Annotated in this window: 18 protein-coding genes and 1 pseudogene; 7 read left to right on the forward strand and 12 right to left on the reverse strand. The window is 68.2% G+C overall.

Annotation, left to right across the window (positions count from 1 at the left end; all coding sequences use genetic code 11):
- The 5 genes and pseudogenes from DVDV_RS22750 to DVDV_RS09750 all read left to right on the forward strand — a co-directional run.
- A pseudogene (locus DVDV_RS22750) lies at positions 1 to 364 on the forward strand (hypothetical protein); the annotation flags it as partial.
- A 23-nt stretch (positions 365 to 387) separates the two neighbouring features.
- Positions 388 to 1,929 (forward strand): O-antigen ligase family protein, encoded by a 1,542-nt coding sequence (locus DVDV_RS09735; protein WP_254845334.1) that lies wholly within the window; start codon positions 388 to 390, stop codon positions 1,927 to 1,929.
- Between the two features lie 50 nt (positions 1,930 to 1,979).
- Positions 1,980 to 3,203: an MFS transporter gene (locus DVDV_RS09740; RefSeq protein ID WP_075354485.1), complete on the forward strand. Its 1,224-nt coding sequence runs from the start codon at positions 1,980 to 1,982 to the stop codon at positions 3,201 to 3,203.
- A 99-nt stretch (positions 3,204 to 3,302) separates the two neighbouring features.
- The gene (locus DVDV_RS09745) at positions 3,303 to 4,418 is read left to right on the forward strand and encodes an aminotransferase class V-fold PLP-dependent enzyme (RefSeq protein ID WP_254845335.1); all 1,116 of its coding nucleotides are present in this window, start codon (positions 3,303 to 3,305) and stop codon (positions 4,416 to 4,418) included.
- Positions 4,419 to 4,448: 30 nt separating this feature from the next.
- Entirely contained in the window at positions 4,449 to 5,258 is an 810-nt protein-coding gene (locus DVDV_RS09750; RefSeq protein WP_075354486.1) for a hypothetical protein, read from the forward strand.
- Positions 5,259 to 5,326: 68 nt separating this feature from the next.
- On the opposite strand, the gene DVDV_RS09755 is transcribed toward DVDV_RS09750, so the two are convergent.
- The 10 genes from DVDV_RS09755 to DVDV_RS09800 all read right to left on the reverse strand — a co-directional run bounded on the left by DVDV_RS09755 (position 5,327) and on the right by DVDV_RS09800 (position 17,925).
- On the reverse strand, positions 5,327 to 5,878 hold the full coding sequence (locus DVDV_RS09755; RefSeq protein WP_075354487.1) for a hypothetical protein: 552 nt from the start codon (positions 5,876 to 5,878) through the stop codon (positions 5,327 to 5,329).
- 113 nt (positions 5,879 to 5,991) lie between these two features.
- Positions 5,992 to 6,753 carry a 4Fe-4S binding protein gene (locus tag DVDV_RS09760; RefSeq protein ID WP_075354488.1) on the reverse strand — a complete coding sequence of 254 codons (762 nt, stop codon included), beginning with the start codon at positions 6,751 to 6,753 and terminating at the stop codon, positions 5,992 to 5,994.
- Between the two features lie 11 nt (positions 6,754 to 6,764).
- Positions 6,765 to 8,249, reverse strand: coding sequence for an NADH-quinone oxidoreductase subunit C (locus DVDV_RS09765; protein WP_075354489.1), 1,485 nt, complete (start codon positions 8,247 to 8,249; stop codon positions 6,765 to 6,767).
- Between the two features lie 3 nt (positions 8,250 to 8,252).
- A complete protein-coding gene (locus DVDV_RS09770) occupies positions 8,253 to 9,728 on the reverse strand; it encodes a proton-conducting transporter membrane subunit (protein ID WP_075354490.1) in 1,476 nt (491 codons plus the stop codon).
- Positions 9,729 to 9,734: 6 nt separating this feature from the next.
- On the reverse strand, positions 9,735 to 10,376 hold the full coding sequence (locus tag DVDV_RS09775) for a hydrogenase-4 component E (protein WP_139311579.1): 642 nt from the start codon (positions 10,374 to 10,376) through the stop codon (positions 9,735 to 9,737).
- 4 nt (positions 10,377 to 10,380) lie between these two features.
- Positions 10,381 to 11,280: a respiratory chain complex I subunit 1 family protein gene (locus DVDV_RS09780; RefSeq protein WP_075354491.1), complete on the reverse strand. Its 900-nt coding sequence runs from the start codon at positions 11,278 to 11,280 to the stop codon at positions 10,381 to 10,383.
- Between the two features lie 4 nt (positions 11,281 to 11,284).
- A complete protein-coding gene (locus DVDV_RS09785) occupies positions 11,285 to 13,279 on the reverse strand; it encodes a proton-conducting transporter membrane subunit (protein ID WP_075354492.1) in 1,995 nt (664 codons plus the stop codon).
- 126 nt (positions 13,280 to 13,405) lie between these two features.
- A complete protein-coding gene (locus DVDV_RS09790; RefSeq protein ID WP_075354493.1) occupies positions 13,406 to 14,944 on the reverse strand; it encodes a methyl-accepting chemotaxis protein in 1,539 nt (512 codons plus the stop codon).
- A 285-nt stretch (positions 14,945 to 15,229) separates the two neighbouring features.
- The gene (locus DVDV_RS09795; protein ID WP_075354503.1) at positions 15,230 to 17,611 is read right to left on the reverse strand and encodes a methyltransferase domain-containing protein; all 2,382 of its coding nucleotides are present in this window, start codon (positions 17,609 to 17,611) and stop codon (positions 15,230 to 15,232) included.
- A gap of 134 nt (positions 17,612 to 17,745) precedes the next feature.
- Positions 17,746 to 17,925: a hypothetical protein gene (locus tag DVDV_RS09800; RefSeq protein WP_075354494.1), complete on the reverse strand. Its 180-nt coding sequence runs from the start codon at positions 17,923 to 17,925 to the stop codon at positions 17,746 to 17,748.
- A 255-nt stretch (positions 17,926 to 18,180) separates the two neighbouring features.
- Between DVDV_RS09800 and DVDV_RS09805 the strand changes: the two genes are divergently transcribed.
- Together DVDV_RS09805 and DVDV_RS09810 are read left to right on the forward strand one after the other, a co-directional pair.
- Positions 18,181 to 18,687 carry a YchJ family protein gene (locus DVDV_RS09805; protein ID WP_075354495.1) on the forward strand — a complete coding sequence of 169 codons (507 nt, stop codon included), beginning with the start codon at positions 18,181 to 18,183 and terminating at the stop codon, positions 18,685 to 18,687.
- A 1-nt stretch (position 18,688) separates the two neighbouring features.
- Complete coding sequence (locus DVDV_RS09810; RefSeq protein ID WP_075354496.1) at positions 18,689 to 19,279, forward strand: class I SAM-dependent methyltransferase; 591 nt, start codon at positions 18,689 to 18,691, stop codon at positions 19,277 to 19,279.
- Between the two features lie 175 nt (positions 19,280 to 19,454).
- On the opposite strand, the gene DVDV_RS09815 is transcribed toward DVDV_RS09810, so the two are convergent.
- Together DVDV_RS09815 and DVDV_RS22755 are read right to left on the reverse strand one after the other, a co-directional pair.
- On the reverse strand, positions 19,455 to 19,697 hold the full coding sequence (locus tag DVDV_RS09815) for a hypothetical protein (protein WP_075354497.1): 243 nt from the start codon (positions 19,695 to 19,697) through the stop codon (positions 19,455 to 19,457).
- Between the two features lie 121 nt (positions 19,698 to 19,818).
- On the reverse strand, positions 19,819 to 19,989 hold the full coding sequence (locus DVDV_RS22755) for a hypothetical protein (protein WP_175577090.1): 171 nt from the start codon (positions 19,987 to 19,989) through the stop codon (positions 19,819 to 19,821).
- Positions 19,990 to 20,006: the final 17 nt, after the last annotated feature.

The raw sequence follows: 20,006 nt of genomic DNA on the forward strand, positions 1-20,006 counted from the left end.
CGATGCTTTTGAGCGGGCGCATGGGGTCTGTCCGGGCGACTGCGGCAGCGCGACCGAGGCTGCCGGCCCGGCCACGGCCCCGGCGGCTGCGGCCGCGGGGACGCCTGGAGCGGCTTCCGGAGCCGTCCCGGCCGGCAAGTGTGGTGATGGGGTGTGCGATGATTTTGAGCGGGCGCGCGGGGTGTGTCCGGGCGACTGCGGCGGCGCGTCCGGGGCTGCCGGCCCGGCCACGGGGGCTTCCGGAGCCGTCCCGGCCGGCAAGTGCGGTGATGGGGTGTGCGACGCCTTTGAACGGGCGCGCGGGGTCTGTCCCCAGGATTGTCCGACGACAACAACGCCTCCGGCCTCGCCGGGGAACTTCTAGCCCGGCCGCCGCGCCAGTCGCCTGTGATCAGATTGCGTCTTGTCCCCTGCCTTGTCGGCGTTTTCGCGGCACTTGGCCTGCCGGCCGCCGCGGCCGCGCTCTATGGGCTGCCCTGGTGGGCCTCCCTGTCCGGCGCGGCCCTGGCCGCCCTGCTGCTCGCCTGTCTGGCCAGCCCGTTTTTCGGGCTGTGCGTCACGGCCTTCACTCTGATTATCGCCTGCGCCAACCTCTTTTACCTGGTCTCCGGCACGCTCCAGTTCCACTTGTATCCCTACTATTTTCCGCTTTGCTTCACCTGCCTGGGGATGCTGGCCCGCTCCGGCCAGGGGCGCTTGCCGCTGGCCTCCCGCTCGGCCTTCATGCCGGTTTTGCTGCTGGTCCTTGTCGCCGAGACGGCAACCCTTCTTTGGACCCCGCATCCGGCCTGGGGCGCGGCCAACATTGTCCGGCTTTTCCTCAATATTCTGCTCTATTGGACCGTGCTTGTTCTTTGCGACAGTCCGCGCCGGCTGGACCTGCTGCTCAAGACCGTGCTGGCCAGTGCGCTCATGACCTCCATCGGGGTCATTGCCGCCATGTACTATGAACTCGATGTCCACCGCTATCTGACCTCGAAGTGGGCCTTGGAACTGCACCTCTACACCATCCGGGCCGGCGGCATCGAGTCCTGGAACCAGAGCGCCGGGCTTTTGAGCGTGGCCAGTTTCGTGGCCGCCGGCTACGCCGTGCTGGCCCGCACCGCCTGGCGGCGGGTGGGCTGGGGCCTTGGGGCCATGTATTTTTTCTGCACCATGCTCCTGCCGGCCAGCCGGGGGGCGCTGCTTGGGTTTCTCGGGGCCGCCGTCCTTCTGATCCTGGCTCTGCCGGTCACGCGGCGGCTCTTTATCCGCAAGACCACGCTCTTTGTCGTGGTGCTCATCGCCGGGATGCTCATTACCACGCCGGGCTACATCGACCGTCTCATGGTCGGTTTCGGCTATACCGGCGAGCTGCTGTTCAGCAAAAAGAAGGCGTCTTCCTCAAGCGACAGCGACGCCACCGGCCTGTCCACCCGGTTTAAGATCTGGGCCCATGGTTTCCGCAGCCTGGGCGACCGACCGGCCACGATCCTGGCCGGCCTGGGGGCAGGGGGCTTTACCTACAACATCAAGGTTTTTGAAGTCCACAACATCTATCTGGCCTTTTATTACGACATGGGGTTGGCCGGCCTGTTCCTGCTGGCCCTTTTGGGCTTTATTTTCCTGGGGCGCACCGTCCCGGCCTATCATGTTTTTCAGGCCCGTCTGTCCGGACCGCCCGGAGGGGGCGGCCCGGCTTCGGCCGACTTTGCCCTGGTCATGTTTTACGCCGTGCTGACGGCGCTTGTGGCCGAGGTGGCGGTGCACGGCATCGTGGACTATGACCTGACCTCGTTTGTCTCGCGCTACGCCTTTTTCTATCTGGCCCTGTACGACGTGGCCCTGCGGCTGGCCCAGGCCCGGATTGCCGCCCTGGCCGCCACACCGACCCCAATCCCGGCCGCTGGCCTGGCCGCCGCCCCCCTCGACGCCGCTGGCCCGGCATGATAGCCCGCTGCCCAGCCTGATTCCCACCCGCATTTCCGAACGGATGTCTTATGGCCTCTGAAATCTTCGGCAACCCGTCGTTTACCCGTTTCTGGACCGCCCGCAGCGCCTCGGGCTTTGCCTACCACATGACCGCCGTGGCCATTGGCTGGCAGGTCTACGATCTGACCGGCAGCGCCTTCATGCTCGGGCTGGTCGGGCTGGTGGAATTCGCGCCCCAGTTCCTGCTCACCCTGGTCGTCGGGCAGGTGGCCGACCGCTTTGACCGCCGGCGCATCGCCGGGGTGTGCCAGGCGGTTGTGGCCCTGGCCCTGCTCGTCCTTCTGGCCGAGACGGTCAGCGGCTTTCTCGGCCTGGGCGGCATCTTTGCCTGTGTGGGCCTCATCGGCGCGGCCCGGGCCTTTGAGACGCCCTCGCTCCAGGCCCTGCTTCCCGGCCTGGTCAGCAAGGAATCCCTGCCCCGGATGCTGGCCTGGAGCGGTTCGGTCTGGAAAACGGCCATGATCCTGGGACCGGCTGCCGGCGGCCTGCTTTTTGCCCTGGGGCCGGGGGTGGTCTATGGCCTGGGTGCGGTCGTCTATGCCGTGGCCTGCGCGACGGTCCTGTCCATTCCCCGGGCCGTCCAGGCCACGGCTCCGCCGGGCGGGCTGTGGAGCACGGCCCTTGACGGGCTGCGCTTTATCCGCAGCCGCCCGGTCATTTTCGGGGCCATTTCCCTGGACCTCTTTTCCGTGCTGCTTGGCGGGGCCGTGGGGCTGATGCCGGTCTTTGCCCGGGACATCCTGGCGGTCGGCCCCGGCGGCCTGGGGGCGCTTCGGGCCGCGCCGAGCCTCGGGGCCTTGGCCATGTCGCTTTTTCTCACCCGCTTTCCCCTGTCCCGGCGGGTGGGGCCGATCATGTTCGGGGCCGTGGCCGTCTTCGGGCTGGCCACCATCGTCTTTGCCCTGTCGCGCTCCTTTCCCCTGTCCCTGGCCGCCCTGACCATCCTTGGGGCCAGCGACATGGTGAGCGTGGTCATCCGGGCCACGCTCATTCAGATCGACACCCCCGACGCCCTGCGCGGGCGGGTCAGCGCCGTCAACGCCGTGTTTATCGGCACCTCCAACCAGCTTGGCGATTTCGAGTCCGGCGTCCTGGCCGCGCTCATGGGAGCCACCGGGGCCGTGGTCTTCGGCGGGGTCGGCACCCTGGCCGTGGTGGCCTTGTGGATACGTTTTTTCCCGGCTCTGGCCCGGCGCGACCGGCTCGTGCCCGAGGCCGGGCCGCCGGGCTAGCGCCGCCGGACGTTGGGCCAGAGGGTTGCCCCGGGGGCGCATCCCCCGTATCCAGAGGGCGCGGCCCCGGGCCGCAAGAGCGTAATCACGGGAGGCGGCATGAACGAAGAGTCCTGGCGCGGGGAATTCGCGGTGACGGCCGATACGGTGTTTTTCAACCACGCAGCAGTGTCCCCCCTGCCGCGGCGGGCCTGTCTGGCCGGGCATGAGGTCTTTGCCGAACGCTGGCGTCGGGCGTCGAAGGACTACATGCGCTGGATCGCCCTGGTGGCCGAGGCCCGTGAGCGGGCGGCCGGGCTGCTCGGCACGGTGCCCGAGCATGTGGCCTTTACCGGCAACACCTCGTGTGGGTTGTCCCTGGTGGCGGCCGGCCTTGACTGGAAGCCCGGCGACAAGGTGGCCGTCACCTGGCCGGATTTTCCGTCCGTGCGCTTTCCCTTCGACAATCTGGCCCGCCTGGGCGTCACCGTGGTCGAGCTGCCCAAGCACGACGGCGTGGTGGACATGGCCGCGGCTGCCCGGCTTATTCCGGGCTGCCGGTTGGTCGTCGCCTCCACCGTGGACTGGATGACCGGTGCGGCCCTGCCTGCGGCCGAGTTCGTCCGGCTGTGCCACGAGGCCGGGGCGCTGTGCTGCTTCGACGCCATCCAGAGCCTGGGGGCGCTGCCCTTTGACGCCACAGCCCTGGACGTCGATTTCGTGGCCGCCGGCTGCCACAAATGGCAGCTCGGCCCCATGGGCCTGGGCATATTCTACGTCTCCCCGGCCGCCGCCCCCGCCCTGGCCACGGTCCTGGCCGGCTGGCGCAGCATGTGCGACGAGGAGCGCCTGGGCGAGGAATTCCGCTTGAAAGAGGGGGCCGGGCGCTTTGAGCCGGGAACCCAGGACATCACGGCCATCGCGGCCTACGGCGAGTCCCTGGCCCTGCTGGACGAGGTCGGGATGAAAAGTGTGGCCCAGCGGATTTTCACCGTAACCCGGGGGCTGGCCGAGGGGCTGGCCGAGCGCGGGCTGACCGTGGTCTCGCCCCGGGGAGCCGGGGAATGCTCGGGCATCCTGTCCTTTGCCCATCCCGACCCGGCCGGGCTTTTTGCCCATCTGGAAGCAGCCGGCGTGGCCGCCTCGCCCCGGGGCGGCCGCATCCGGCTGTCGCCGCATTTTTACAACGACGCCACCGACGTGGCCCGGTTTTTTCACCATCCTCGACAGCTTTGACCGGCGTTGACCGGACAGAGGGGAGCGTTCATGCGACGGGCCATTTTCATCCTCAGCCAGAAGGGCGGGTCGGGCAAATCGACCTTTTCCAGGGCCTTGCTCGACCATCTGCGGCTTTTGCGGGGGCTTCCCGTCGCCGCCTTTGACGCCGACGGGCAGGTGGGCCAGCTCCTCCAGCACTATGGCGCGCGCGACGCCCGGGGCGGCCTGGTTGCGCCCCAGGACCCGCTTTTCGGCGTCGCCAGCTTCGATCTGCGCGAGGCTGCCCAGCGGGGGCTGGTGCTCGACGCCCTGGATGTGCCGGCGTCGACCCTGCTGTTTGATTTCCCGGCCGGCTGCCTGGGCGATCTGGGCCGGGTGGTGGGCGGCGGCCGGGGCATGGCCCCGCTCCTTGACGCCTACGAGGCCGAGGGGGTGCGCATCACCGTGGCCGTGGTCATTTCCAATGTCCAGGCCTCGACCCACAACGTGCTGGCCGCCATGGAGGCCTTTGGCGACCGGGTGGACTATGTGGTGGTCAAGAACTGCTTTTACGGCCAGCCTGAGGATTTTCTGTTTTTCGACGGCTTCACCGGGGCCGACGGCCTGTCCTATGGCGGGCAGGCCCGGGAGGCGCTGGCCCGGCGCGGCGGGGCGGTGGTGGCCATGCCGGCCCTGCCCGGCCGGGAATACGCCCTGTGCGACCTCTACAGCCTGGGCTTTTCCGAGGCGGCCGGGCACCGGGCGCTGCGGCGCAGCGAGCGGGCGGCCCTGGCCGTCTTTCTCCAGGACTTCGGGCAGGCGGTCGAACGGGCCGCGCCCTTTTTCGGCGATGGCCCGCCGGGCCGCACCGCCGGCTAGGCGCTGGGGCCCCACGAAAAAAGGCCGGGAAACCACGAGGTTTCCCGGCCTTTTGCTGGTCTGGCAAATCAGGCAAACGAGCGGGCGAACAGGTCGGCGATGGCCGCAATGCCGGCCTCGTTGGGGAAGCGCGTTCCCGTGCCCGTGAAATGGGTCTGGCTGATGACCGGGGCGGCGGCCGGTTCCCAGGCTCCGCTTTTCCAGGTGAACCAACCTTCTTTCTCCTGGCAGAAGACAAAGAGCGGCTTGTTGCAGATCTTGGCGAATTCCGCGCCCCAACCCGTGCCGCCCGTCACCGTGCCGTCTTCGTGGATGACCCCGATGACGAACACCTCAAGCCCGGCGTCCACCTGATGCATGATGGTTCGCAGCACCATGCGGATCTGGGGACCGTTGCTGAATTTGCGGTCCAGGAGCTTGGACACGTAGGTCAGGCTCACGTCCTTTTTGACCAGCTCCTCGTTTGTCAGCACGCGGATGCCGCGGGTGCGATCGATGCGGTGGCCCTCGAAGGTGAAATTGACCTCCTGGACGCCGTAGCGTTCGGCCTGGCGTCCGAATTCGGCTTCAGCGCCCTGGGCGCCGCCGCTAAAGAGCGTGAAATTCGTGGCGTTGGGCATTTCGACTCCTTGGCAGATGGGTTGCGGATCAAGGCCGTGTGGGTTCGCCGATCCTTCCTTTTGCACCTTTGCCGGCTCTTTCGCAACACCGGCCAAGGGGCTGCCCGCTGGAATCAGGGCGTTTTTATGCCGAGCAGGCGCAGCAGCCCGTCGAGGATGGTCAGGGGATGGGGCGGACAGCCAGGGATGAACAGGTCAACCGGCAGATGGGGCGTGGCCCCGCCGGTGGTTTCCGGGTTTCCGGCAAAGAGCCCGCCGGAGATGGCGCAGGCGCCGATGGCGATGGCCACCCGGGGATCGGGCACGGCCTCGAAGGTGGCCAGCGTGGCGGCCCGCATGTTTTGCGGCACCGGGCCGGTCACGGCCACGCCGTCGGCGTGGCGCGGCGAGGCCACGAAATCGATGCCGAAGCGGCCAAGATCAAAGACCACCGTGGTCAGCACGTTGGTGTCGGCCTCGCAGGCGTTGCAGCCCCCGGCGCTGATCTGGCGCAGCCGCAGGGACCGGGAAAAGAGTTTCAAGCGGGCCGGCTCAAGCGGAGTCACCGTCGGGCGCGTGCCTGGACGCAGCACCAGCCCCGCCCGGGTGCTCGACGCCAGCCGATGGTCCTGGGAAAAGGCCACCCGCCGGCCCGGACAGGCTGCGGCGCAGGCCCCGCACAGGATGCAGCGGCCCAGGTCAAGGAAAAGGCCGGCCTCGTCGGCTCCGAGCGCCCCGGTCGGACATACCCCGGCGCAGGATGGGCAGCCGGTGGCGCAGGGCGAATCGGAAAGGACCGGCAACCCCCGATAGCGCGGCGGCAGGGGCGGCATTTCCCGGGGGAAGGCCACGGTGCGGTGGCCCTGGCGCAGGCGTTCAAGCAGGATATGGAGCATTCTCGGGCGTCCTAGAGGTCATGGCCGCAATACGACAGGTTGAAACTCTTGTTGCACATCGGGAAATCGGAGATCTGCTGGCCGCGAAGGGCCAGGGCCAGTCCGAACCAGTTGTGAAACGACGGATCGACGATCTTGTAGGCGGCAAATCGGCCGTCCGGGCCGGTTGCGGCCACGTGGCAGATCTCGCCGCGCCAGCCCTCGACCAGTCCCACGGCCAGGGTGTCCGGGGGAAATGTGGCCGGCAGGGCTCGGTTGACCGGTCCGGGGGGCAGATCGGCCAGGGTGGCGTCGATGAAATCAAGCGACGCCTCCATCTCCAGGCGGCGCACCAGGGTGCGGGCGTAGACGCCGCCGAAATCGTGAATCTGCATGGGAATGTCCTTGGCCCCGGCCCCGGACAGGGGAAAGGAGTGGCGGGCGTCGCGGGGCAGGCCGCAGGCCCTGGCCGGCGGGCCGACCAGCCCGATGTCCCGGGCGGCCTCCGAGGTCAGCCGGCCCGTGCCCTCGAACCGGGCCAGGGCCGAGGACGAGGAAAAAAGCAGCTCGGCGGCTCCGAAGGCGGCCCGGCGGGTGGCTTCCAGACGGGTGTCGAGGAGGCGCAGGACGGCCTCGTCGAGGTCAAAGGCCGTGCCGCCGGGCCGCACGAGACCCCGGCCGAAGCGGTTGCCGCATAGAAGGGCCGTCAGGTTTAAAAAATCGCCCCGGATGCGGCCGCAAAAGGCCATGGTCGGCTGGTAGCCCACGTCGCCGGCCAGGGCCCCGAGGTCGCCGGTATGGTTGGCCAGCCGCTCCAGCTCCAGGGCCACGCGGCCGATGGCCCGTCCCCTGGCCGGGGCGGCCACGCCGGCCAGGGTCTCGAGCACGGCGGCATGGGCCAGGGAGTGGCCGATGGTGGTGTCGCCGGCGGCTGTCTCCATGAAATGCACGGTGCGCCGGTCCGGGCCGCCGACCAGCGCGGCCTCGATGCCCCGGTGCTGGAATCCCAGGCTGATCTCCAGATGCAGGACTTCCTCGCCGAAACACTGGAACCGGAAATGGCCGGGTTCGATGATGCCGGCGTGGACCGGTCCCACGGCCACCTCGTGGACATCCTCGCCGCGCACCTGGAAATAGTCGGTCACGCCCGGACCCGGGCGGGGCAGGTCGGGCCGGCCGGGCGTGCCGGTAAAGCGCACCGGCTTGAGCCAGGGGTGGCCTTCGGGCACGACGCCCCACTGCTCATACAGCTCGCGCTCGAAGAGATGGCACTGGGGGCACTCGGGGGTAAGCGACACGTAGGCCAGGGTCGGCTCGGCGCGCAGGAACGCCAGCCGGCCGTCGCGGTCGCGGCCAAGCAGGCAGACCGGTTCCGGGATGTCGTCGCCGGGCAGGGCAAAAAGAGCCAGCACCCGCCAGCCGGCAGCCACCCGGGTGAGCACGTCCTGGCGAAACCGGGCCAGGGGCAGCCGGGGCGCCTCGGCCAGGGCAATGGCTTGGTTGTAAGGAAATTCCATGGCCTAGCCTCCCAGGGAAATGGCGGCGGCCGCGCGGGTCAAAAGCGCTACGAGGCCGCCGGGCAGATACAGGCCCAAAACCAGGGTGGCGGCCAAAAGGACCAGGGGCGGGCCGACGGCCAGCAGGCGTTCCGGGCCGGGATGGGGCACGGCCGGGGGCAGCGGCCCCTGGACCATGCGGCACACCGAGGTGGCCATGCCGACGAAGATGACGGTCAGGGCGGCCAGATAGATGACCGGGGCCAGGATGCGCCCGCTTTCCAGCATGGCCTGCAAAATGGTCAGTTCGCTGACGAACATGCCAAAGGGCGGCGAGCCGACAATGGCCAGAAAGCCGGCCATCCACAGGGCGGCGGTGATGGGCAGGGCCCGGGAGACGCCCCGGGCGTCGTGGCAGGAGCGGGTGTGGTACACGGCCAGGATGTTGCCGGAAATGAGAAACAGCGCACCCTTGGTCAGGGAGTGGTTGACGGCGTGGAGCATGGCCCCGAAGGTCGCGCCGCCGCCGATGCCGACGCCAAGGGCCAGGATGCCCATGTGCTCGACGCTGGAATAGGCCAGCATCCGCTTGTAGTCGCCCTGGCCGACGATGAAGACGGCGGCCGTGCCCATGGAGACCAGTCCGAACATGACGAGCAACTCGCCGCAAAATTCACCCATGCCGGCGGCGGTCAGCACCTGCCCGGCCCGCAGGATGCCGAGAAAGGCGCAGTTTAAAAGCGCCCCGGAAAGCAGGGCCGAAACCAGGGACGGCGACTGGCTGTGGGCATCGGGCAGCCAGTTGTGCATGGGGGCCAGACCCATTTTCGAGCCGTAGCCGACCAGCAGGAAAATAAAGGCCGCCCGCAGCCAGGGCTTGGCCGCAGCTCCGGCCCGGGGGAGCATTTCATCCAGGCCCATGGATGAAACCGGACTGATCGGATCGAAAAAAGCCACGGAAACCAGGATATTGCCAAGCAGGGCCAGGGCGATGCCCACGGAACAGATAAGCAGGTATTTCCAGGTGGCTTCCAGGGAGCGGCGGTGGCGGTGGAAATAAATGAGCGGGGCGCTGGACAGGGTGGTGGCCTCGATGCCCACCCACAGGACCGAGAGGTTGCGGGTGGCGCACACCACGGTCATGGCCGACAGGAACAGGCACAGGCACATGGAAAACACCCGCTCCGGGGCGTTTGAAAAGGCGGCGCCGTCCTGGAAATCGCGTTTGGGGCCGGCGTCCTCGTGGCTTAAGTAGCCGGCGGCGTAGAAGGCGGCAGCCACGAAGAGCAGGCTGGCCAGGGACAGGAACAGCTGGCCCGGGGCGTCGAGTTCGAGCAGGCCGCCGTAGGCCGGGGCCGGCGGGACGAAATAGGTGGCTGCGGTCAGGGCCGCATGGATAAGGCCCGTGACCACCAGGAGCAGCCGGCGGGGAGCGTCGGCGCGAAGGGCCAGGGCGAGCAGGCCTGCCAGCAGGGGAACAAGGGGGAGGGCAACAAGCATAGGGGGCTAGTCCCGCAAGGAGCAAAACCGTCCGACGTCGATGGACTCGAAGGTTTTATTGATATGGTGCAGGGCGATGCCCATGACAAAGACGGCCACGAACACGTCAAGAAGGACCGACAGTTCCAGCCAGACCGAACCCTGGGCGGACAGGGGCACGCCGAGGAGGAAAATGCCGTTTTCCGCAGCCAGATAGCCGATGACCTGGGTCAGCGCCTTGCGCCGGGCCACCACCAGGGCCAGCCCGGAAAAGATCGAGGTCAGGGCGGCCGGGAAGAGCAGCGGCGGGAAAAGCCCCGGCGGAAAGGGCAGCCGGGTTTCCAACCACAGGGAAAAGAGCAGCCCGGCCACGCCGGCCAGGAGCGACACGTTAAAGCCCAGATACGGCTCCACCACCGGGTTGACTTCCAGTCGGGAGAGGGTGCGGGCCAGCAGCCAGGGAAAGCCGATGCCCTTGATGGCCAGTACGCCCAGGGCCAGGGTGGTGGCGTGGCCGTGGGGATCCTGGCCAAGGACGGCCAGGGGGGCGGCGGCCAGGAGGATGCCCTGGACGGCGGTGATGCGGGTGAGCGAGCGCAGGCGGGTCACGGCCAGATAGGCCAGATTGACGCACACCAGGGCCACCATCAGCGTTTGGGTCATGTCCACGCGGCTACCTCCACACCGTCAGCACCAGGGACAGGGCGGCCAGGGTCCCGGCGGCTCCGAGCAGGCGCGGCACGCGGATGAGCCGCAGCCGGGCCATGGATGATTCGACCAGGCCGACGGCTATGGCCACGACGGCCAGGCCGGCCAGAAACACGGCCCAGCCGGCGACCGGCGGCATGGCCCGGACCGGCAGGACGCTTAAGACTGTGGCGGCGGCGAAAAACCAGAGCTTGAGCGAAGAGCCGTAGACAATGGCGGCCATGTCCGGGCCGCTGTGGTCAAGGACCATGACCTCGTGGATCATGGTCAACTCCAGGTGGGTATTGGGGTCATCCACCGGGATGCGGCAGTTTTCGGTCAAAAGCAGGATGAACAGGATCACCGGCACGAACAGTCGTTCCGGGGCCAGGGAGCCGGTCAGTCCCCGGCCGAGCATCCCGGACAGGGAGATGTCCGGCGCATCGGCGGCCAGGGCCAGCAGGCACAGAAACAGCACCGGTTCGGCCAGGGCGGAAAAGGCGGCCTCGCGGCTGGCCCCCATGCCCTCGAAGCTCGACCCGCTGTCCAGGGCGGCCAGGATCAGGGCCAGCCGGCCAAGGCCCAGGCAGTAGGCGGCCAGAATGAAGTCGCCGGTAAAGGCGGCTGGCGAGGGCCCGGCCGGTCCGGGCAACAGGGTCAGGGCAATGGCGGCCGTGGCCAGGGAAACCACCGGGCCAAGGGGCAGCATCCAGCTGGACGTCTCGCTTTCCACCACGCCCTTTTGCACCAGCCGGGCCAGATCGAAATAGGTCTGGAACAGGGGCCGGCCGACCCGGCCGGACAGGCGGGCCTTGACGCGGTTTATTATCCCCGGCAGCAGCGGGGCCAGAAGCAGGGCGGCCAGGAGATGGGCGAGGGCATCCATGGTGTTACAGCTTCCAGGCCAACAGCAGGACGACTGTGGCCAGAACGTAGAGGATGTAGAGATGCACCCGACCGTGCTGCACCACCTTAAGCGCGTCGCAGCCCCGGGCGATGGCCTCGAAAAGCGGCGTGAAAAACCGGCTGCGGATGACGTCGGGGCTGGTGACGAACAGTTGGGCCCGCTTGGGGAACAACCCCGGATCCATGTCCAGGCGGCGGGTCAGCCCCATGGGTTGGCCAAGGATCTGGGACGTGGGTTCGACAAAGGAGGCGGCTCCGTACTGCACCCGGGCGGTGCCGGCGGTGTAGCCGCAGCCCCAGGTGGGGCCGCGCCGCCGGCCGTGGGCGGCGATGAGCAGCCGGCGCAGCCACAATAGGACGAGGCTTAGGACCACGATGCCGGCCGAATACAGGCTTACGGTTCGGGCAATGGCGCAGGCTCCGGCCAGGGCGGTCCGGGCCGGGGCCGGGTCCATGCCCGGAAAGGCCAGGGCGGCCTGCCCGGCCAGACCCAGCAGACCCGGGGCCAGGGTTGCGGCCAACAGCAGGCAGCCGGCCAGAAAGAGGATGGGGACCAGGGCCGGCCCGGCCGGGGACGCGGCCTTGGCTGCCGCCGGGGTGCGGGGCTGGCCGAGGAAGGCCAGTCCGCCGGCCTTGGCAAAGGCGGCCAGGGCAAAGCCGCCCACGGCAGCCAGGGCGGTCAGGGCGGCGGCCATGCCCACCCGGGGAAGCAGGCCGGGCAGATCGACGCCGGTTAAAATGGCCAGGGCCAGGACCAGTTCGCCAAGAAAGCCCGGCAGGGGCGGCAGTCCGGCAATGCCGGCGGCGGCCAGGAAAAACGCCCCGCCAACCACCGGCAGGCGTTTGGCCAGACCGCCCAGATGGGCGATGCGCATACTGCCAACGGCAGCCAGGACCTCGCCGACGCACAGAAACAACAGCCCCTTGAAGCCGGCGTGGCACAGCATGTGGAACACGGCTCCGGAAAAGCCGAGCACGGCCATGGCATCGTTGCCGCTGGCCCGTCCGATAAGCCCCAGGCCCAGGCCCAGGCAGACCAACCCCATGTTTTCCACGCTGGAATAGGCCAAAAGCCGCTTGAGATTGCCTTGGGCCAGGGCGCGCAGGATGCCGTACAGGGCGCTTGCCAGCCCCAGGGCGGCCAGCAGCCAGCCCTGCCAGAGGGCGGGCGGGCCAAGCAGCTCGAGGGTGCGCCACAGGCCGTAGATGCCGACGTTGATCATGCCCCCGGCCATGACGGCGGTGACGTGGCTCGGGGCGGCGGCATAGACGTCGGGCAGCCAGACATGGAAGGGAATGAGGCCGACCTTGGCGGCAAACCCGACCAGGGCCAGGAGGAACAGGAGGGTCGGCGCGGTCAGCCGGCCGGCGCTGGCGGCGGCGGCAATGGCCTCGAAGCTGCTCCCGCCGGCCTGTCCCATGGCCAGGGTGAAAAAGGCGATGAGGCAGACGGCACCGATGTGGGCGGCCACGAGGTAGAGCCAGGCGGCCTCGCGTACGTCGGCTTCGTCGTCGTGCAGGCTGATGAGGAAAAACGGGGCCAGGGACATGATTTCCCAGGCGATCAGGAACAGCACGCCGTCCCTGGCGGCCATGACCAGGGACAGGCCAAACAGCAGAATATTGAAGCAGAACCAGTGGGGGCCGCGCCGGTCGCCCCCGGCGTGGGCGGCCTCGTGGCCGGCCAGATGCAGGCTGCCGGAGACGGCTGCGGCCGCGCCCAGGATATACACGGGCAGGAGAAACAGGCGGGTGGTCGGATCGAGGCCCAGGGAAAACGCGCCAAGGGGCAGGCCCCAGGGCAGGCTGAGGGTGGAAACGGCGCTGACCGGCGCGCCCAACACCCCGGCCAGTCCGGCCAGGGAGCCGGCGACGGCAGCAGCCGGAGCCAGACGATTGGCCGCCTCGCGTCCCCCGAAAACCAGGGCGCACAGGGCGCCAAGCAGATAGCAGGCAAGCGAGAGCCCGAACAATTCCATGAGCGACAACCCTTTGTTTGGGGCCGCCGTCTGTATCCGGCCGGTCCCAATAGCCGGAAAAACATCCGAAAAGGGGCGTAAGCCTCCTGCCGGGCCATGTCAACGGCGTCCGCAGACGCCCCGGGTTTACTGGTCCAGATGCATCCGGGTCATGGAGGTACGCAGGTCCGAGGCCAGATGGGCCAGATCGGACACGGCGGACGAGGCCACGGCCATGGCTCCGGCGGTGGACTCGGCAATGGTGTTGATGTGGTCGGTTGAGCGGTTGATCTCTTCGGAGGTGGCGGACTGCTGCTCGGCGGCGGTGGCGATGCCGCGCACCTGGTCCGAGGTGCGTTCCACGAAATTGAGGATCTGGCGCAGGGCGTCGCCGGCATCGTGGGCCAGGGTGTCGGCCTGTTCGATGACGTGGGTGGTCTCGTCGGTGGCGGCAATGTTGCGTCCGGCGCTGTCCTGGATGGCGCGGATGAAGCTGCTGACCTCTTTGGTGGCGGTCATGGTCTTCTCGGCCAGTTTGCGGACCTCGTCGGCCACGACGGCAAAACCGCGTCCGGCTTCGCCGGCCCGGGCGGCCTCGATGGCGGCATTGAGGGCCAGCAGGTTGGTCTGGTCGGCGATATCGGAGATGACCTGCATGATCTGGCCGATGCCCTGGGCCTGTTCGCCGAGGTCGCGCATTTCCGATTTGAGGCTGGTGGCCTTGGTGTTGACCGATTCCATGACGTTTATGACCTGATCCACCAGATTGGCCCCGGTGGCGGCCATGGAATTGGCCTGCCCGGCCGTGGCGGCGGCGTCGCCGGCGTTTCTGGCCACCTCGAGAATGGTGGCGTTCATTTCCTCGATGGCGGCGGCCACCTCGGTGGTGCGGGCGCGCTGTTCTTCCATGCCCTGGGTGGATTGGCTGATCTGGGCGGTCATGTGCTCGGCCGCTTCGGCCAGACTCTCGGCCACGGCAGTGGCTTCCTTGACGCCGTTGGCAATGCGGTGGTTCTGCTCGGTGATGGTGCGTTCCTTGAGCACGACACCGGTAAAGTCGGCCACGGAAATAAAGCCGCCGATAAGCGTGTTGTCGAAATCCATGATGGGTGTGGCAAAGATACTGATGAACTTGTGGTTGCCTTTGCGAGTATCGAATTCCGTCTTGGAGGACTGTTTCTGGCGCGTCCGTATGGCTGTCTCGCCGATAGTTTCCCGGGAGTCGCCGTAGAAGAAATTGGAGAAATGTTTGCCGATAAACTGCTGCGGCGTACCGTCGTTTTCCGTCAGGCGCACCATGTACTCGTTGAGCCAGGTGATGTTGCCCTTGTGGTCGACAATGGCCATGGGCGTGATGATGTTGGCCAGCATGGCCTCATCCCGGCTCAGGCGTTCCTTGAGCGCCGCTTCGTGGGGGAGGAGCGTTTCCCGCAGAGCCGCCACAGAGAGCAAGGCGTTGTCCGTCAGGGAGCAGTCGAATCTATTCGACGCGATGGCGGCAAATGTCTCTGTAACCTGGGTGAAGGTTGTTTCCACGCAATTTTTGGTCAAGAGGAGAAAAACGGTGGTGCACAGAAACGAGGCAGCCAGCAGACTATAGGCGATCGGACCGTCGCCGGCCAGGGCGCTGCCCGCCAGCAGCAGGGCGTTGCCAATGAGAACAGTAATCAATGGAAATGGCTTCATAAGTCCCTCCGACCCCTTTCGGTGCGGCTGCGTCACGATAGAATGGGGAGTGCGTAACGCAATGCCCCCCAAAGCGCAACTCATCCGTCGCAAACAGGCGCGCCGGTATTGGATAAACCGAGGTTTCTGCGTTGTTCAAAGAAACAGAGGAGAGAATACTGGCGGTCGGGAAGAACAAACGACGGCCCCGGCGACGCGGCAGCGCGTCAGGCCGGGGCTTTGGGCTGGCGGGTGCGGGGCTGCAGTGCGGTCCTGCGTTTCACAGAGCCGTTGCAGTGCCGCGGGTCACGGCATGGAGGGCGACAGATTCAGTGGGGTCAGTGCCTCGTGGTTCGGAAGCTTTTGCAGCAGTTCGGCCACTTCCTGCCCGGCAGCCGGGCCGCAGCAGCACGAGGTCCCGCCGGCCGTGAAATCCGGATTGGCGATATTGCCTCGCTGGTCAAGGACCAGCAGGGCGTGCCCGGCCAGATCCTCTTCGTAAAGGACGATGGTGCGCACCTCGCCGGCCCGCAGCACGTCGCCCGAGGCCGTGACCACGGCCCGGAACGGCCCCCGGTAGAGCACCTTGCGCCGGGGCGGCAGGCCAAGCGGTTTCCTGGCCTCCACGGTGACGGAATAAAAGTCGTGGCCGCCCACCACCCGGTAGGGGAAGCGCCGGATGATGCGCACGGCGGTAAAGCCCGACTCTTCCAGGATGGCGAAGAGGTCGCGCTGGGTCAGCGTCCCGGAGATGCACTCGCCGCGAAGGGTGGGATCATTGCAGATGGCGGCGGCCGCCGGGGTTTCGGTGGCCACGTCGGAAAAGACGATGCGCCCGCCGGGTTTCAAGATGCGAAAGATTTCGGCGTAGAGCCGGCGTTTACGGGTGGAGAGGTTGAGCACGCAATTGGAGGTGATGCAGTCGGCAGTGGCCTCGGCCAGGGGCAGGGCTTCGAGATAGCCCTGGAAAAAGACGGCGTTGGCGTAGCCGAGCACTTCGGCCGTGGCGGCAGCCGCCCGGGTGGCCCGGGACAGCATGGCCGGGAGCATGTCGATGCCGATGGCCCGGCCGTGTGGCCCCACCTGCCGGGCGGCGATCAGGCATTCCACCCCGGCCCCGCAGCCGAGGTCCACCACGGTCTCGCCGGCGACAAGGCCGGCGTCGGCAATGGGCGAACCGCAGCCGTAGCCGCGCACCCGGTAAAATTCCGGAATATGTTCGACCATTTCCAAGGGATAGCGCACGGGATTGACGATGTCGCCTTTCTCCACGGCCGCCGCCTCGGTGTAGAAATCCTTGATGTGCCCCAGGCTCGACTGGCCGGCAATGGACAGCAGGCAGTTGGTGTGGGCCAGGGCCACCTCGCCGTGGGCGTGGCAACTCTCGTGGGTCTCGCCCATTTTAAGGCGCAGTCCCGGCCGGTCGGGGCGGGCGTTGGGTACGGCCTCGGCCTCGCGCCGGATCATCCAGGCGGCCAGGCGTTCACGCAGGGGCAGATACGGGTCGGCACCGTCAAAGCGGCCGCTGTGCCGCCAGGCATGGTCCGGGTCGCCGCCGCCAAGGACCAGCCGCCAGGGCGAGTCGGCGTTGGCGCTGGTGGTGCGGCGCAGGGCGTCCAGGGCCGGGCTTGTCTTCCAGGCCGTTTCCAGGCCGCCGGCCGCGTCGTCGATGGCCGTGGCCAGGGCGGCCTCGCCAATGAGGGCCGGGCTGGGATAGAGCCGGTCGTCCGGCCCCACGGCCACGGATTCCCAGCCGGCCGTGGCCCCGTCATGGCGGGTGGCGGCCGGGGAAAAGACCTGGCTGGCCAGGGCGGCCAGATTGTCGATGGCGATGCCGGCCGCTTCGGCCCGGGCAGCCGCTTCGGTGACCGCGGCAAACAGGGCGTCGTCGGTTGGCCGGTCGTCATCCCGGCCGCGACCGGCCGCAAAATGCCACATGAAATGGAGGCCGGCCGCGCCGATGTCTGCCGCCAGATCGACCATGGCCGGCAGGTCGCCGACATTGGCCGTGGTGGGGCAAAAAGACAGGGTGAGGCCGAAGCCGAGTTTTTGAGCCACGCCCAGATCGACGCCCAGGCGGGCAAAGGCGCCGGGGCCGCGCATGGCGTCGTGGCGCGGGGCCAGCCCGTCGCAACTCACCTGGAAATGCACCCGGTGCCGGGGCCAGTCGGCCAGGAGCGCGGCGTGGTCGGTAAAGCCCGTGCCATTGGTCAGGATGACCACATGGCTGTCCGGGACGGCCAGGGCGGCGGCCACGATGGAGCCAAGTTCCGGGTGGCAGAAGGGTTCGCCGCCGGTCAGGGCATAGACCCGGCAGCCCAGGGCGGCGGCCTCCCGGATGCGGCCCACGGCGGTCTGCCCCGAAAGCTCCAGGGCGGCGGCCGGTCCGGAGCAGAACAGGCAGTGGCGGCAGGCCAGATTGCAGCGGTCGGTCAGGTGCAGCCACAGTTCGCCCAGGCGGCCGAGGTCCAGGGCGGCGTGGCGGCCGGCGTAGGGCGTGGCCCGGGCTGCCGGCAGGCGCGACAGGAAGAGCGCCTCTTCGCAGCCGGCCGGCTGGCCGGCGGCCACACGGCCAAGGACGGCGTCGGCCGCGGCATTGGGCACAAACCAGTCCGGGCCCTGGGGATAGAGATACACGGCGGATTCGCCGACAGGCACACGGGTCCAGCAGGCTGGGTCAAACGACATGGCAAAGTCCCTTTTCTCGGCTGAGGTGGCGGCATCCGGCTGGCTGGCGGCCCGGCCGGGCACTTTTCCCCCTACCCCGGAGGGCGGAACCTGACAAGGCTTCGGGAAGGATAGGCGGGTGGCGGCGGCGCTGGTCAGTGCCACCGGGTCTTGTTGAAAAGGCCGCGCTGCGACAGTTCGCTGGCTTTGTAGCGGTCGAAATCGAAACCGCCGGGGACGATGCCATGGCCGCGGGTCTTGGCGCACAGGGCAAGCAGGGCGGCCAGGGAGCCGGCCAGGAGGAGGCCGGCGACGGAGAAGGTGATCCAGTGCATGCCCCTTCCTAACAGTCCTGGCCCGTGCCGTCCATCCCGGCCTTGGCTGCCGGGGGATGCGGCCGACGGTCTTCCCTTTGGCCGGTTGATGGCGTAGCCGTGGGCAAAGCCGCCGCCCGCCCGGGCAGTCCAGGCAGCGCGGACCGTCCCGAAAGCCCGGCTCCGGTCTGGTCCCTGCCTGACCACGCCGTTGACCCCGGCCCGCGGCTGTGAAATCATCTCCGGCCCCTATCCCTGCCACGAAAAGGATGTCCCATGATCGAACCGTGCCCCTGTGCCAGCGGCGCTGCCTACGCAGACTGCTGCGGTCCCCTGCTTTCCGGCAAACGCCGGGCCGAAACGGCCGAGGCGCTCATGCGCTCGCGCTACACGGCTTATGTGCGAAGCGACGCCGTCTACCTCGAACGCACGCTGTTGCCGCGAAAGCGCGTGGGCTTTGACGCCGCCGCCTTGCTGGCCTGGAACGCCCAGACGGCCTGGACTGGCCTGCGCATCCTGGCCACCAGCCAGGGCGGGGCAGCGGACGAGACCGGGGTGGTGGAATTCGTCGCCTCCTATGTCCGGGACGAAACCCCGGAAGATGTCCATGAGGTCAGCCGATTTCGCAAAAAAGGCGGCGTCTGGTTCTACGTCGACGGCCACCTCGATGACGACCCCGAGGTTCCCGCCCCGTCCGTGGCCGACGACGGCACCCCGCTTCCCGGGCGAAACGCCCTGTGCCCCTGTGGCAGCGGCAAGAAATACAAGCGCTGCTGCGGCTGACATGCGTTTTCTGGCCACCGCCGCCCTCACCTTTTCCCAGCAGTTTCTGGCCAGGGTCGTCGGGCCCGGAGCCGTGGCGGTCGACGCCACGGCCGGCAACGGCCAGGATGCGCTTTTCCTGGCCCGGCTGGTCGGTCCGGGCGGGGTGGTCCATTGTTTCGACATCCAGCCGGCCGCCCTGGCTGCGACCGGGGCCCTGCTCGCCCGGTCCGGACTGGCCGGCTCGGCCCGGTTCCATGCCACGGGCCACGAGCATCTGGCTGCCGTGCTGCCGGCTGCGCACTGCGGCCGGGTGGCGGCGGTGGTTTTCAATCTGGGCTATCAGCCGGGCGGGGACGAGACCGTGACCACCCGGGCCGAAACGACCCTGGCCGCCCTGGAGGCCAGCCGCACGGTCCTGGCCGGGGGCGGGGTGATTTCGGTGGTGTGCTATACCGGCCATCCGGGCGGGGCGCAGGAAGCAGGCGAGGTCGCGTCGTGGTGCCGGGACCTGGATTTTGCGCTCTGGCGGGCGGCGCGCTACGAACTGGTCAACAAGCCCGGCCACCCGATCATCGTCTATTGCGTCGAGAAGGCCGCCCAGGCCGGCTGAACCGGCCGGCAGCCGCCAGTCCGGCAGCCCGACGGTCAGGACCCGGCAGCCCGATGGCCGGGACAGCCGGTCCGGCCCGGACAGCGCCGGCCCGGTTACGCCATCCCCGTCCCCGTATACGTTGGCAGGGCCAAACACCGCCGGGCCGCAGGCCGGCCCGACCGGGCCCGGCGGGCTAGGGCGTGGCTGCGGCGATGATTTTCAGGGCCTCTTTCTGGCGCGCCTCCAAAATGAGCAGGAAGACGTCGGTCCCCTTGGGCCGGCTCTCCCACCAATCGGGATCGGCCAGGGCCAGGATGGCGTCGGCCACGGCCTCGCGTTTGTCCCGGGGGACCGCCCGCAGACGGGACAGGCACAGTTCCTTGGCGTCGGCCATCTTGGCTTCGCGGCTGGGCAGTTTCGTGCCGGCAATCTTCATGTCCGATCCTTTGGCCTGTGGTGCTGTGGTTAAAAACCGGGTCCTGGCGGCTGTCCGGGGCCAGGGCCGGGCCATGGCCGGGGGAATCCGGCCGGGGTGGGCGGCGGCCGGACTCCCTGCCTCACCATTTGGTTTTGTCGAAAAGCCCGCGCTTGGAAAGCTCGTTTTGCTTGTAGCGGTCGAAATCGAAGTGTCCCTTGACCGATTCGCCGTCAGGGCGGTTGCCGGTCAGGGCAAACAGACCGGCCAGGGCGGCAATGCCCGCGGCAACGAAGATAAAAATCCATTCCATGATCAACACCTACCAGG

The sequence above is a fragment of the Desulfovibrio sp. DV genome (assembly GCF_001936595.1).
GTDB lineage: Bacteria > Desulfobacterota > Desulfovibrionia > Desulfovibrionales > Desulfovibrionaceae > Solidesulfovibrio.